Raw genomic sequence first — 12830 nt, forward strand, 5'->3', positions numbered from 1 at the left:
CCGGCAGATATTGTTTAGCTCCCTCAGCCCTCTTCGATAACGGGAAGGGCTAACTCACTTGAACTGCGCGCCGTCACTCATTTCGAGCCAGCGCTTGAGCGATTGCTTAAGGCAATAACGGGGCCGGAACCCCATTTCGCGAAGCTTTCTGGGTACGATGTTGGTGGATGTGTAGAGCTTGTTGATGCGTGCCCGGTTGATCGGCGTGCGGATGCCGAGTTTGCTGAGGACCTCGAAGGCAATTCCTCCGAGCATCATGAGCGGCATGGGAACGACAAGCGTGACCTTCTTGTAGCCGGCCACGTCGGTTATCGTGTCGCAGATGTCTTGAGAGGTGTAGCGCTCCATATGAGCGAAATTGTAGGTCAGGTGCGCTTCGCTTCGCTCCAGACAGAAGCGGAAGGAGCGCACCAAGTCTTCGACGTAGCCACAGGCCTTTACAGTGTCCTTGCGGCCGGGAAAAAAGAAGCGGCCCTTTGCCATGGCATGTGCAAGGCGGGTAAAGTTGCCCCGCTCCGTATAGCCATAGACTACCGCGGGGCGGGCGACGACAAGACGCCGGGTGGCACTTGCCTCGTTGAGCCACTGCGCATGGATCTGTTCGGCACACAGCTTTGAACGCCCATAGGCCGAATCCGGCTCCAACGCCGAACTGTCGTCCTTGAGGGTTTCACTGGCGCCATAGACGGAAATGGAGCTAGTAAATACGATCTGGTTACAACCCACGCGGCGGGCATAGTCGCAGCAATGGGTGGCACCCAGCACATTGGTGTAGAAATACTCCCAGTCTTGATATCCGGGCGTGGTGTGAACGGCAGCGAGATTGTATATCTCGCTGGCGCCGGGGCAGACGTCATCTGCAATGGGTTGCCGTATATCGACGTATTTGTATTCGACCCCTTCGACAGCGAAGCGCGGCTCGGCAATGTCGGCGCTCACAATCACATCATATTCGCCGCTTTCTGCCAGCGAATTGACCAAATGCGAGCCGATAAAGCCCGCGCCCCCTAGAACCAGAACCCGTTTTTTCTCCATTGGTTCCCCTTCCGGCCGATAGGCGACCGCGCGCTCAAGCGCTGGGTTTCTTGTCCATTCCCCCGGTGGCCCCCGGCAGGATTGTGGTCAAAGTGCTCATTGTGCTTCGTTGTCGATCAGGCGTCCTTCGCGAACGACAGAATTATCCCCCACGGCCCAGAAATCGGTGTTGGCGAAGTCGCTGTCATGGGCCTGATTGCGCTTGCCATAGGCGAGCGGAGAGCCGCCCATATCGAGAACCAGCCCGCCCGCCGCACGCAGGATGGCGTCGCCGGCGGCGGTGTCCCACTCCATGGTGCGCCCGAACCGTGGATAGAGGTCGGCCCCCCCCTCGGCAACGAGGCAGAATTTTAGCGAGGACCCCATCGAGGTGAAATTGGCGACCTCAAGGCTATTAAGTCGGCGATCGTTTTCACCGCTGCCGTGCGAACGGCTGCCGACCAGCGTTAAGCCCTTGGCCGGCGCGGCGCGTACGGCAATGGACATGGGCGCGACGAGCTGGTGATCCTCAACCAGCGAAACGAACGCCCCGGCGTCCCGGCTGCCCCACCAGATTCGCTTGAGGGCAGGGGCATAAACCACACCGGCTATCGGAACGCTGTTTTCAATCAACGCGATGTTGACGGTAAATTCGCCGTTGCGGGCGATGAATTCCTTGGACCCATCGAGCGGGTCGACAAGAAAGAAGCGCTCGCCGCAGTCGGGAACATCGCCATTAGCAACGGCCTCTTCGGCAATCACGGGAATATCGGGAAATACCGCTGCCAGCCGCTCAAGGATAAGTGTTTCGGCTGCGGTATCGGCCTCGGTCAAAGGCGAGGCATCGGCTTTCGTGGTAACCTGGAACTTGCGGCCGTAGATTGCAAGAATCAGCGCTCCGGCTTCCAGCGCTATGGCATTGACGATTTGAGTTGCTTCACCAGCCCTAATCGAGGGAGTGGAAGTTGATTGGGCCGTGGGCATATTTTTTTCACTCATTACTTTAGTGGAATGTGACCCTTTATAGGACGGGCGCTTGATCTGTGGAACCGGCCTTCTAAAGTCCGGTCCCACTTAGAAATTCCTGCCGCAGTGTCTTCCAGATGATCTTGATGTCCAAGAGTAGCGAGAAATTTTCGATATAGGCGAGATCGTGATCGACCCGAGCGAGCGCTTGGGCAGCGTTGTCTGTGGGACCGCGGAGCCCGTTGGCTTGCGCCCATCCCGAAAGCCCCGGTTTCATTGTCTGACGCGTCGTGTAGTAGGGCACGAGCCGCTCATACGTGGTTCCGCCGGCGAGCATGCCAAAGACGTGGGGCCTTGGCCCGATTAGCGACATTTCGCCCTTGAGTATATTGAAGAGCTGCGGCAGCTCGTCGAGAGATTTGCGGCGCAGGAAGCGACCGATTGATGTTATCCGGTTGTCCTCGCTGGCGGTTTGGGCAATGCCCGAGATGTCACAGCGGTCTGTGTACATCGTTCGGAACTTGTAAACCTTGATCGGTTTGCCGTTAAAACCCTCGCGGGTTTGATAAAAAACGATCGGACCGGCACTGGTCGCCCAGATCGATAGAGCGATCGCGACAAGGGCCGGTGCGAGGACAATAAGAGCTATAGCGCTCAACAACACGTCCATTGCGCGTTTGAGAGCCAGTTGCACGCTCCGCATCGGGGACGCCGGAGCCAGGGCCGGCGCGTCCTGCAGGAAGGTCAGCCTAAGGCCCGATTGCGAGGAGACGGTTGTTGGCCCACTGCGTTTCCTTGGCCTCGGGCCGACGTCAGCAAGGCGGCGTTTGTATACCCGGCCCTGGGTCGGCATCGCCTCCTGCACCAATTCAAACATCGCTCCGATCCCCTGCGAAACTGGAATGGGCAACTCTGCGCCGGAAGACCTCTCTTGGTTTTGAGTTTTATCAAGCGCCAAGGGTAGGTGTGTCGAACGCTAGGTCCAGCATTGACGGAAATCAAAGACGGTCCTTGGAGATGGCGTAGCCTATCGGTTCGGCTGCATTAATTCGCTTGCGACAACAAAGCCCAGGGGCGTCACTCCATGTTGAAGTTTATCAAATCAGTGGGCATGGCCGCTCTCGTCGTGACAGCCATTACGGCGCCGGCCTTTTCCCAGACGGTTGACGCTTCGGGCGTGATGGCAGCATGTGCGCAACCTGACTCGATGCTCGACGGATGCATGGTTTCGGTCGATGAATTTATCACCGGATTGGCCGAGCTTTCGGACGATCAGTCAGATGTTGCGCTGGGTGATCTTGCGAGCGACCTGGCGTCGGTTGCGCTAGCGGGCGGAGCCAACGTCGAGGTTATTGTTGCCGCGCTGCGGGCGATTGCCGCTGCAATCACTGATCCCGTGCAAGCGACTCAGATTTTGTCGATTGCCCAGGCGCTGGAGGCTGGCACCGATATTCCGGTTTTCGCGATCGGTGATGACGGTGGCGAGGTGGTATCTTCCAGCCCCAACTAAACGTTTATCCGCTCGAAGTCTTAATAATATTCTCAAAGACATCGCAGGCAAGGGCGATGTCCTTTGGTGTGCCAACACTCATTCTCACGCAGCGATCCAACCTGGGGGCTGCGGGCTTGCGGATGAAGATGCCGCGATCCTGCATCTTGCTGAGCACCATTGTGGCGTAGGCGCTGTCGGCGCCGCAATCGATAGCGACGAAATTGGTGGCCGAGGGGATGGGCTTTAGGTCCAAGCCCTTGGTGCGGCGTATTATTTCGTCGCGGCCGGCGGCGATGGCGGCGATGGTTTTTCCGAGATAATCCCGATCGGCGAGCGCTGCTGTGGCGGCGATCTGAGACAGTTTGGTGACGCCGAAATGATTGCGGATGCGATCGAAGCCCGCGATGGTCTGCGGGGTGCCTATGGCGTATCCTACCCGCATGCCGGCAAGTCCGTAGGCCTTTGAAAATGTACGATATCGCAAGAGGTTAGGGCGCATGAGCGTTATCGGCGGCAGCGTGCCGGCGGGCGCGGTTTCGCCGTATGCCTCATCGAGGATGATGAGGGTGTCGCCCGGAATTGCGTCGATGAAGGCGGTGATTTCGCTCGCGTTCCACCACGTCCCCATCGGATTGTCGGGGTTGGCGAGGTAGACGATTTTGGGTTTGACGCCCAAAACAGTGTCCAAAAGTTCCGAGAGGCTTTCGCGGTCATTGTGGTCATAGGGAACGGTGACAAGTTCGGCGCCCTGGGCGGCGACGTGGTAGTTGAAGGTGGGGTAGGCGCCGAGCGAGGTGACGATCTTGTCGCCCGGTTCGAGATAGAGCCGACAGGTGAGCCCGAGCAGGCCATCGATCCCTTCACCGATGGTAATGGTTTCCATCGGCGTACCCAGATGGCGGGCAAGTTCTTCTTTTAATTCATAGTTTTCAGAGTCGCCATAGGTCCAGACGTCCGGCGCGGCCTCGGCGATGGCGGCGATCACTTTGGGCGATGGACCGAACGGGCTTTCGTTGGCGCCCAGCCGCGCCCTGAATTTTCTGCCTGTTCTGCGCTCGATGACCTCGGGACCAACGAAGGGGACGGTGGCCGGCAGGGCTGCAATAATGGCGGCAAGATCAGGTCCGGCCATGGCTTTCCTCTTTGTGGCGCCCAAAGAACCCCGGTGCACTAGCTTGTCACGGCCAGTGGGCCGAGGCCGAACATTGCATCCTGACGCTGTCGGAGGGCGAAAAGCTTGGTCGAAGTGTCGGGCGTCGCATTGGCGGCGGTCAGAAGCTCGCCCTTTTTGACCGGGGCGGTGACGCGACCGCCTTCGAGCAGGCCGACGGGGATGGCGCGGGCGGCGCGGGCGTCGGAAACGGTCATTGTCCAGGAACGATAGCAGGTCTCGCCGATGGCATCGAAAACCTCGCCCGCAGCCAGATCGCGCTTGGCCAGCGCGCAGACCTCGGCGACGGGATTGGGGAGCGGCACCATGTCCGGTTTACCATAGAGCATGATGCGTGCGGCGGTGAGCGGCACTTCGAGACTTGTCAGGTGATAGGGACGGTAAAACCCGTAATAGGGACCGATGCCGACGTGAAGGTCGTCCATGCGTTCGACGACGCGGGGATGGTTGGCTTTGGCGACGACGAAGACGCCCGGGGCCACGCCCTTGCCGATCGTGTAATCGACAACGCCTGATTTTTCGAGCACGCCGCCATCGGCGCGCGGGATCAAAACCTTAGGCAGCGTTTCACGGTCGGCGTTGGGGCCGTGCATGCCGGGGCGGTCGGGGACGAGCCCGGTGGCGTTGGCGATAGCGGCCATTTCCACCATGGTTTTCGACCCGTCGATGAACTCTACGAGCATGCGCGGGTTCATGTTGCGGCGGATCGCTTCCTCGCGATAATCGTCGGGCACCGCGTCGTGGTTCAGCGGATTGTTCTTGCCCTTGCCGGCGGCGACGATATCGAGCCCAAGGGCGGAACAGAATTCGATCAGTTCCATGCACGAGGATGGCTCGTCTCCCGCGCCGACCGAATAGATGACCCCGAGCCGGTCTGCCTCGTGCTTGAGGTAAGCGCCGATGGTGACGTCGGCCTCGACATTCATCATCACCAGATGCTTGCCATGCTCCATGCCGAGCAGATCGAAATCGGCGCCCACGCCCGGCTTGCCGGTTGCGTCGATGATGACATCGACTTCGGGAGCGGTGACCATCAGTTCGGTATCGGCGGTTACCGCGATCCTGCCCGCATCGATGGCGGTGCTCATGGCCGAGCGGGTTCCCACCTCACTGGCGTGGGCCTTGCCCTCGTCGGGGCCATAGGCGATGTCCATGGCGGCCATTGCGGTGTGGGGGCGGCGGGTGGAGATGGCGGCGATTTCAATGCCGTCCATCAGCGAGACCTGGGTGACCAGATCGGTGCCCATTTCGCCCGACCCGATAATGCCCAGACGGACCGGCTTGCCGGTGTCGTTCAGGCGCTCGAGGTCGCGCGCGATACCCGTTTTGGAGATTGTCATGACCCTTGGGGGCTCTTTGTGCAAATTGGAACTGGTGTGGCGCCTGTCTAGATCATTTTGCCGTCCATTGGAAATAGAGCGGGAACGTCTTTCCTTCATCGGCACTTGCCATCAGTATGAACGATGAGAATAGGGGATGAGTTCATGGAAGATATTTCCATTTCGGTCGAAGGTGGATGCGGGGTCGTCAGGCTGACCCGGCCCAAGGCCATCAATGCGCTGAGCGCCGAAATGATCGGTGCGGTGCGCTATGCGCTCGATGAATGGGATGAAAACGAGGCTGTGCGGGCCGTGCTGATCGAGGGCGAAGGCGAAAAGGGGCTGTGTGCGGGCGGCGATGTGCGCAGGACGCGCGACATGGCCATGGCGGGGGAAATCCGGCCCGTGTTTTCCTTCTTTGCCGACGAATATGACATGAACGGGCTGATCGCGACCTATCGCAAGCCCATCGTCGCTTTCCAGCATGGCATCGTCATGGGGGGCGGGATCGGGATTTCCTCGCATGCGCGCTACAGGATCGCGACGCCCACCAGTCGGTTCGCCATGCCCGAGGGCGCCATCGGGTTTTTCTGCGATGTTGGAGTTAATGCTATCCTCTACAAGGCCAGCGAAGCGCGGGCGCTGGCCTTCCTTCTTTCTGGGCAGACTGTTGGGGCGGCCGATGCGATCGCGCTGGGCCTGGCCGATACCGTGGTGCCCGAGAAGGCGCTGGCAGGACTGCGGGGGCGGGTGATCGAAGCGGCGCAGGCGGGCGATCCCGATACTGCGATCACCGCGCTGATCCAGTCGGAATCTATAGATGCGGGGACGGCGGATTTTTGCGCACTTTCCGATTCACTGGCCGAAATTTTTGCAGCACCCGATGCCGAAAAAATCGTCGAAGGACTGCTCGACTGGTCCGAGGACGGCGATCCGGGCGCCGCGGCACTCCACGCATCGATTGCCCGCCATTGCCCGACCTCGCTGGCGGCCATCGTGCTGTCGCACCGGCAGGCGCGGCAAAAACGCGACGTGCGTGCCATCCTCGAGGACGATCTGGCCCTGGCCCGCTACATGGCCATGCGCCTCGATTTCGCCGAGGGGGTGCGGGCGGTGCTCGTGGACAAGGACAAAACGCCAAAATGGGAACCGGCGCGGCTGGCCGATGTGGATATCGCGGCGCTCGAGCGAGTGCTGGGGGAGGCGGCGGCGGTGGGGTAAGGCCGGGGATTATTTATTCGGGCTGTTCTTGCTTTGGCTTTGGCTGGTGCTGGTGCGAGGATAGCCCGGCGCGGAGCCCACACAGCTCCGGCGCCGGGCAGCGGGCAGGCCTGCCGGGGATAGGCCATAAAGGCCGTGACTTATCTCGCCTCCCGCTGCAGTCCGGGCTCGCCATCCATCGCGCCCATGGTAGCCGCACCCGCCTGTTTGCCCGCTTCAACGGCAAAATGGCCAAGACCGATGCCATAGACGCCCGGCTGATCGCCCGCTACGGCCTGACACCCGGCGGGAACCTCGATCGGTTCCCGCGCCACGACGCATGGGTTACCTGCCCCAGAACTGGTCTTCCTGTGCCGGGTCGGAGGAGAACAGCCACACTTCGACGACCTTGCCGTCCTTGATGCGCAGCAGGTCGATCCCCGGCTGGGCCAGCTTGAGGCCGTCGCGCTGGCCGGAGAACTCGATTTCCACCGCCACCAGGTCGTCATTTGCGAGGTAGCGGTTCACCTTGGAGATGGCGAAGCTGCCGGCGGAAGCTTCCATCATGCCGCCTAGCATCGCGCCGAGTTCGGCCATGCCGTTCTTGGTGCCCGAGAACTTGTTGTTGCCTGGCTGATGCCAGACGACATTGGGATGAAAGATGTTACCAAGGGCGGCCTGGTCGCCGGTCTGGACGGCGTTGATATAGGCCTTGGCGATGTCGATATTGCTCATCTTGCTACCTTTGAGTTTTGAACCGTGCGGGCGGCTCACGGATCGTCCGGAGCGCCGATGTGTGATACTTATGCGATCACATGCCCTTACGCCCGGTTGTTTCGCGCCGATTTATGGTAGATATTGGACATTCCAGGTGTGAGTATCCAATGAAGAACGAAACCGCCGACATCACGCGGCTCGGTTACGCGCCCTCCGGCCGCAGGCTCGACGTGGAGGTCTTTCCGTTTTCCGACATCCTGCGCCGGTCGAGGCCGGAAAGAGTGCGGTCGACGCACCGCTACGACTTCCACCTGCTCCTGCTGATCACGCAAGGCACGCCGACCCAGATCGTGGACTTCGAGCCCGTCGACTGCGCTAGCGGGTCTCTTCTCCTGCTCAGGCCCGGCCAGGTGCACAGCTTTGGTATCGACCTCGACTGGGACGGCTGGCTGGTGCTTTTCCGTTCGGAATTCGTGCCAACCGTCTCCGACCTGCCGTCAAACCTGATGCCCAGCCGAATGCTGGAACGCATGCCCGACCATATGAGGCTTGGCGCCGAGGACTTTCGTGCGACGGTGAGCGCCATCTCGGCCATGGCCCGCGATGCCAAGAGTGACGCACCGACCGATGTCATACACACGCTACTGCGATACCAGCTCTGTACCCTCGTCCTGCGGCTGGACGTGCTTCATGGGCAGCAAAGCGCGACCGGCGCCGAACGCAGCCCCTCCGTGAAGCGTTTCGCGAAATTCAGGGAGTTGCTGGAGGCAAACTTCTCAGGCTGGCACCAAGTCGCGCTTTATGCCAACGACTTGGGCTGCACGCAGAAGAGCCTCAATCGTGCGACTAAGGACGTCTTGGGCCTCAGTGCCAAGGACGTTATTGCGCGACGGATTACGCTGGAGGCGAAGCGGCTACTAGCGCATACCGACCGTCCGATCTACCTGATTGCGGAAGGCCTCGGCTTTGACGAGGCGACCAATTTCTCCAAGTTCTTCCGCAAATGTGCCGGACAGGCGCCGGCCGAGTTTCGGTCCACTTACCGCTGAACTGCCGACGCGCATCGACAAGTACCGGCGTCGACGCGGCGGAGAAATGTCCACAGACCAATTCGCGCTCTTGGAGCCGCCATCCCGCTCTGTAACAATTTCCAAATAGACGCCCGATTTCCGACTCATCTCTCTGCACGGCGATGCTATCAAAATCCCATGCTGTTTAATCTTCCAGACCACGAGACACTTTACCGGGCGCTGATTGAGCGCGATGCGCGGTTTGACGGGCAGGCTTTTGTCTGTGTGTCTTCGACGGGGATTTTCTGCCGGCTGACCTGTCCGGCGCGCAAGCCTTTATCGGAGAACTGCGTTTTCCGGGCGAGCATCGGGGAGTGTATCGAGGCGGGGTTTCGGCCCTGCAAGCGCTGCCGCCCAATGCAGGCGGCAGCAGCGGACGATCCGGTGGTCAAGGGGTTGCTTGAAGCGCTCGATGGGCGGCCCGACAGGCGCTGGACAGAGCGCCATGTGGTGGACATGGGCTATGACCTTTCCACGGTGCGGCGCAGTTTCAAGCGGCATTTCGGCATGACGTTTCTCGAGATCGCCCGCCAGCGCAGGCTGCGCGAAGGGTTCGAGACGCTGGCCGAGGGCGGCAAGGTGGTGACGGCGCAGCACGAGGCTGGGTTCGATTCAGCAAGCGCCTTTCGGGCCGCTTTTGCTCGTATTCTTGGCTGCGCGCCGGGGGATTTGAGCCGGGACGGGCTGTTTCGGGCGAGCTGGATCGCCACCCCGCTCGGCGACATGATCGCCGTGGCGAGTTCGACCCATCTCCATCTTCTCGAATTTATCGACAGAGGGGCCCTGCCGGGGGAACTCAAGCGATTGCGAGCGGCGGCCAGGGGGAGCATCGGGCTCGGCCGGACGGGCCCGACCGAGCAGGTGGCGGCGGAGTTGGGCGCGTTTTTCGCGGGATGCTCGGCGAGGTTCGAGGTGCCGCTTCATCAGGAGGGGAGCACATTCGCTCAAGAGGTGTGGTCGGAATTGCGGGCCATACCGGCGGGGCAGACGAGGAGCTACGGCCAGATCGCCCAGGCGATCGGCAAGCCATCGGCGGTGCGGGCTGTGGCGCGGGCCAATGGGGCCAATACGATTGCGCTGGTTGTACCATGCCACCGGGTGATCGGGGCGGATGGGGCGCTGACCGGCTATGGCGGCGGGCTGTGGCGCAAGCAGCGCCTGCTGGAGATCGAGCGCCAGTACGGAGCGGAGCGGCGGGACGCAGGGATGGGGGCGGGGGCTAAAGCCCCACACCCATCGGCTTGAAGAGCATCCAGAGCGCCATGGCGACCATCATGAGGTTCTCGGTGAGCGAGACAAAGCCGAGCGGCACGTTGCTGTCGCCGCCGACGCAGGCGCATTTGAGTTCGCGTTTGTCGATATAGACGGCCTTGAACACTGAGACCGCGCCGATAGTGCCGATGAAAAGGGCGACGGGAATCGAGAGCCACATGAGGGCCCCCGAGATCATCAGGATGCCGGCCAGGCCCTCGGCGAAGGGATAGATTTTGCCGTAAGGCACCCAGCGCTGGGCCAGAAGGTCGTAATTGAGGAACATTGTGGCAAAGCCATCCACATCGCGCAGTTTCTGGAGAGCCAGAAGACACATGGAAAAGGCGATGAACCATTCGGCAGCCTGGACGGTCACAAGGGAACCGAATGCGGCCCAACTTGCGGCTAGCGCCATTAGCGCGGCCATGGCGAACAGCGCGATCACAGGGGTGTAGGTGGGCGCGTCCTTGTCCTTTGGCGTCTTGCCGAAGAATTTCTCCAGATCGTCATAGCCGCCGACCCGCTTGCCGTCGATGAAGGTCTGGGGCGTGGTCTCGACGTCGTGCTCGGATTTGAAGGCATCGGTCTGCTCGCGCGAGGTCAGGCGGTGGTCTTTGACTTCAAAACCGTTGCGCTTGAGCAGATCAAGGGATTTCAGACCCCACGGGCAGGTGTGCTCGGGGGTGTCCATGCGATAGAGCCGGGCGTGTTTTTGGGCCATTTGAAAATCTTTCCTGCAGAACAATGACGGTGTTCGGCTAGCCATTGCCGCATCATTTCGATTTCCGCTTCCGGTGCGGTAATCACCTCCTGGGCCAAGGCGCGAACCTCGGGATCGGTTCCATATTCGATGACAACGCGCGCCATATCGATGGCAGCCTGATGGCGCGGGATCATTGCGGTGATGAAATCGACATCGGGATCGCCTGTAAGATCGATGACCATATCCTCATGCTGCGGTCGTTCGCTTGAACGAATGCGGCGGTGGAAGGAAATGAGTCCTGGGACTCGACCGTTGTTTTATGTCTCATGGAGTAAGAGATAGGGCTTTCCACCATAGCAAGGTCAAGGGGCAATCGCGCAGCGTCAAGCCTGTGCCGGTGCGGTGGTAGTCGGGGAGCCATCCACCTTTGGGGGTGGGAAGGCGAGTGCCATGATGGCGGCGGCGATGCCGATGGCAGCGGACGCGATATAGAGGAAATGGTAGCTGCCATAGGTGTCGTAGAGCCAGCCTCCGCCGACGGGCCCGAAGGCCATGCCGATCGATGAGGTCATTGTGGCAGCGCCCAGCACCGTGCCCATCACATGGGGACCGAAATACTCGCGCGCCAGCACCGCATAGAGCGGCATCACCCCGCCATAGGCCATGCCCAGAACAGCCGCCAGCATAAAAAAATCGGTCAATTGGGTGACGTAGATATAGGCGTAGATCCCGACCGCTTGCAGCGCGAGGCCGGCGATGATGACTTTCTTGACGCCCAGCCGGTCGGCGGCAACCCCGAAGACGACGCGTCCGAAAAGACCGGCGAGCCCGTCCACGCTATAGATCGAGGCGGCGGCCAGGGCCGGGATGCCACACAGCATGGCGTAGCTCACCGTATGGAAGATCGGGCCCGAATGGGCGGCGCAGCACAGAAAGAAGGTGGTGGCCAGCGTCGATGGCGCCGATCGATCGGCAATATGAGATGCTAGGGGACGGGATCGCCGATATGGCAATCCTGCCCACCAACGAGATTTCCCAGATCGTTGTGCTGAACGCCATTGCAGACCTGCCCTATCATTCGCCGGAGGCGCGAGCCGCTTCCGTTGCGCTTTGGGAGACCTACAAGACACATTTCGAAGAGATGGGAGAATATGGGAACCTCGTGGTTCTGGGCACTTTCGTGCTTCCCGGCCGCCAGATTCTCGGCCTCGAATCACTGGCGACCCTGCAGGAGGTGCGCGGCAGCCGATTGTGGACCCCTGCCGGGCAGATGGCCGATCTTGTCGCCATGCTTGGCGCCGTACCCAATGCGGCGGCTTTCCCCGATCTGTATGAAACTGTGGCGCGTGGGCAGGTGGACGGGCTGTTGATCACGCCGGGTTCGGCCAGATCGGCCCAGGTGCTCGATCTTGCCACTCATCAGACCCTGATCGATGGTGGGCTGGGAAGCGTTTCCTTCGCGGTGGCGATACGTCGGGATCGTTGGGACGCACTCAGCGAAGAACAGCGTCAGGCGGTTCTGAGGGCAGCCGAAGGGCTCGGCGCGCGGGTCGGCGGAGCCAATGACAATATGGAAGTAGAGGCGCAGGCCGAAATGGGTAACATCGAAACCATGGAAGCTTCGGCCGAGCTTATGGAGGCGATCGAACCGATCGCTATGGCCCAATACCAAGCCTGGAAGGAAGCGGCATTCGCCAAGGGGCTGGAAGATCCTGATGCAGCGATTGTCTTTTATCGTGAGGCCATGGCGGCGGCGATGGCAGACGGCACCCAGTAAAATCACCGTCCGCCGGGTGGTCAAGAAAGGAGCGGGCTCGTCCCGCTCCTTTGCTTGTGCCCTGGGGTGCCGCCTGTAATTGATTCCAGCGCGGCGCGCTCTATGGTTAGTAATTCTTAAACGCTTCATGGACAAACTGCCGCCAATGAA

14 protein-coding genes and 1 pseudogene are annotated in these 12830 nt (G+C 60.8%); 5 read left to right on the forward strand and 10 right to left on the reverse strand.

Going from position 1 to position 12830, the window contains the following annotated elements:
• Positions 1 to 54: 54 nt before the first annotated feature.
• From ACP148_RS17865 to ACP148_RS17875, 3 genes are all read right to left on the reverse strand, one after another.
• Positions 55 to 1035 (reverse strand): NAD-dependent epimerase/dehydratase family protein, encoded by a 981-nt coding sequence (locus ACP148_RS17865; RefSeq protein WP_421952701.1) that lies wholly within the window; start codon positions 1033 to 1035, stop codon positions 55 to 57.
• A 96-nt stretch (positions 1036 to 1131) separates the two neighbouring features.
• Positions 1132 to 1998, reverse strand: a complete 867-nt coding sequence (cysQ, locus tag ACP148_RS17870) for a 3'(2'),5'-bisphosphate nucleotidase CysQ (protein ID WP_421952700.1) — start codon at positions 1996 to 1998, stop codon at positions 1132 to 1134.
• Between the two features lie 73 nt (positions 1999 to 2071).
• Complete coding sequence (locus ACP148_RS17875) at positions 2072 to 2857, reverse strand: sugar transferase (RefSeq protein ID WP_425033605.1); 786 nt, start codon at positions 2855 to 2857, stop codon at positions 2072 to 2074.
• Positions 2858 to 3064: 207 nt separating this feature from the next.
• On the opposite strand from ACP148_RS17875, the gene ACP148_RS17880 reads away from it, so the two are divergent.
• On the forward strand, positions 3065 to 3490 hold the full coding sequence (locus tag ACP148_RS17880; protein ID WP_421952699.1) for a hypothetical protein: 426 nt from the start codon (positions 3065 to 3067) through the stop codon (positions 3488 to 3490).
• 4 nt (positions 3491 to 3494) lie between these two features.
• Here the strand turns inward: ACP148_RS17880 and ACP148_RS17885 are convergent, their stop codons facing one another.
• Both ACP148_RS17885 and ACP148_RS17890 read right to left on the reverse strand, forming a co-directional pair.
• Positions 3495 to 4604, reverse strand: a complete 1110-nt coding sequence (locus ACP148_RS17885; RefSeq protein WP_421952698.1) for a pyridoxal phosphate-dependent aminotransferase — start codon at positions 4602 to 4604, stop codon at positions 3495 to 3497.
• 38 nt (positions 4605 to 4642) lie between these two features.
• Positions 4643 to 5983 (reverse strand): NAD(P)H-dependent oxidoreductase, encoded by a 1341-nt coding sequence (locus ACP148_RS17890; RefSeq protein WP_421952697.1) that lies wholly within the window; start codon positions 5981 to 5983, stop codon positions 4643 to 4645.
• Between the two features lie 144 nt (positions 5984 to 6127).
• Between ACP148_RS17890 and ACP148_RS17895 the strand changes: the two genes are divergently transcribed.
• Complete coding sequence (locus ACP148_RS17895; RefSeq protein WP_421952696.1) at positions 6128 to 7183, forward strand: enoyl-CoA hydratase/isomerase family protein; 1056 nt, start codon at positions 6128 to 6130, stop codon at positions 7181 to 7183.
• Positions 7184 to 7323: 140 nt separating this feature from the next.
• Here the strand turns inward: ACP148_RS17895 and ACP148_RS17900 are convergent, their stop codons facing one another.
• Positions 7324 to 7497 (reverse strand): hypothetical protein, encoded by a 174-nt coding sequence (locus ACP148_RS17900; protein WP_421952695.1) that lies wholly within the window; start codon positions 7495 to 7497, stop codon positions 7324 to 7326.
• A 10-nt stretch (positions 7498 to 7507) separates the two neighbouring features.
• The gene (locus ACP148_RS17905) at positions 7508 to 7897 is read right to left on the reverse strand and encodes a nuclear transport factor 2 family protein (protein WP_425033606.1); all 390 of its coding nucleotides are present in this window, start codon (positions 7895 to 7897) and stop codon (positions 7508 to 7510) included.
• A gap of 149 nt (positions 7898 to 8046) precedes the next feature.
• Between ACP148_RS17905 and ACP148_RS17910 the strand changes: the two genes are divergently transcribed.
• Positions 8047 to 8928 (forward strand): AraC family transcriptional regulator, encoded by an 882-nt coding sequence (locus tag ACP148_RS17910; protein WP_421952693.1) that lies wholly within the window; start codon positions 8047 to 8049, stop codon positions 8926 to 8928.
• A gap of 159 nt (positions 8929 to 9087) precedes the next feature.
• Positions 9088 to 10194, forward strand: a complete 1107-nt coding sequence (locus ACP148_RS17915; protein WP_421952692.1) for a bifunctional transcriptional activator/DNA repair enzyme AdaA — start codon at positions 9088 to 9090, stop codon at positions 10192 to 10194.
• Here the strand turns inward: ACP148_RS17915 and ACP148_RS17920 are convergent.
• The 3 genes and pseudogenes from ACP148_RS17920 to ACP148_RS17930 form a co-directional block, all read right to left on the reverse strand.
• A complete protein-coding gene (locus ACP148_RS17920) occupies positions 10169 to 10921 on the reverse strand; it encodes a MauE/DoxX family redox-associated membrane protein (protein ID WP_421952691.1) in 753 nt (250 codons plus the stop codon). The two genes, ACP148_RS17915 and ACP148_RS17920, sit on opposite strands and share 26 nt — an antisense overlap.
• Complete coding sequence (gene copM / locus ACP148_RS17925; protein ID WP_421952690.1) at positions 10855 to 11145, reverse strand: CopM family metallochaperone; 291 nt, start codon at positions 11143 to 11145, stop codon at positions 10855 to 10857. The genes ACP148_RS17920 and copM overlap by 67 nt, the downstream gene beginning before the upstream one ends.
• Positions 11146 to 11286: 141 nt before the next feature.
• Positions 11287 to 11853 (reverse strand): annotated as a pseudogene (locus ACP148_RS17930) (MFS transporter); the annotation flags it as partial.
• Between the two features lie 5 nt (positions 11854 to 11858).
• On the opposite strand from ACP148_RS17930, the gene ACP148_RS17935 reads away from it, so the two are divergent.
• The gene (locus ACP148_RS17935; protein WP_421952689.1) at positions 11859 to 12680 is read left to right on the forward strand and encodes a hypothetical protein; all 822 of its coding nucleotides are present in this window, start codon (positions 11859 to 11861) and stop codon (positions 12678 to 12680) included.
• The last annotated feature ends 150 nt before the right edge of the window (positions 12681 to 12830 follow it).

Origin of the sequence: Pelagibacterium sp. (genome assembly GCF_965249125.1) — a bacterium.
Classification (GTDB): domain Bacteria; phylum Pseudomonadota; class Alphaproteobacteria; order Rhizobiales; family Devosiaceae; genus Pelagibacterium.

Bases quoted from the DNA above. Each gene is read 5' to 3' on its own strand.
- ACP148_RS17865 (WP_421952701.1), bottom strand. From the start codon at position 1,035: ATGGAGAAAAAACGGGTTCTGGTTCTAGGGGGCGCGGGCTTTATCGGC.
- cysQ (WP_421952700.1), bottom strand. From the start codon at position 1,998: ATGCCCACGGCCCAATCAACTTCCACTCCCTCGATTAGGGCTGGTGAA.
- ACP148_RS17875 (WP_425033605.1), bottom strand. From the start codon at position 2,857: ATGTTTGAATTGGTGCAGGAGGCGATGCCGACCCAGGGCCGGGTATAC.
- ACP148_RS17880 (WP_421952699.1), top strand. From the start codon at position 3,065: ATGTTGAAGTTTATCAAATCAGTGGGCATGGCCGCTCTCGTCGTGACA.
- ACP148_RS17885 (WP_421952698.1), bottom strand. From the start codon at position 4,604: ATGGCCGGACCTGATCTTGCCGCCATTATTGCAGCCCTGCCGGCCACC.
- ACP148_RS17890 (WP_421952697.1), bottom strand. From the start codon at position 5,983: ATGACAATCTCCAAAACGGGTATCGCGCGCGACCTCGAGCGCCTGAAC.
- ACP148_RS17895 (WP_421952696.1), top strand. From the start codon at position 6,128: ATGGAAGATATTTCCATTTCGGTCGAAGGTGGATGCGGGGTCGTCAGG.
- ACP148_RS17905 (WP_425033606.1), bottom strand. From the start codon at position 7,897: ATGAGCAATATCGACATCGCCAAGGCCTATATCAACGCCGTCCAGACC.
- ACP148_RS17910 (WP_421952693.1), top strand. From the start codon at position 8,047: ATGAAGAACGAAACCGCCGACATCACGCGGCTCGGTTACGCGCCCTCC.
- ACP148_RS17915 (WP_421952692.1), top strand. From the start codon at position 9,088: ATGCTGTTTAATCTTCCAGACCACGAGACACTTTACCGGGCGCTGATT.
- ACP148_RS17920 (WP_421952691.1), bottom strand. From the start codon at position 10,921: ATGGCCCAAAAACACGCCCGGCTCTATCGCATGGACACCCCCGAGCAC.
- copM (WP_421952690.1), bottom strand. From the start codon at position 11,145: ATGGTCATCGATCTTACAGGCGATCCCGATGTCGATTTCATCACCGCA.
- ACP148_RS17935 (WP_421952689.1), top strand. From the start codon at position 11,859: ATGGCGCCGATCGATCGGCAATATGAGATGCTAGGGGACGGGATCGCC.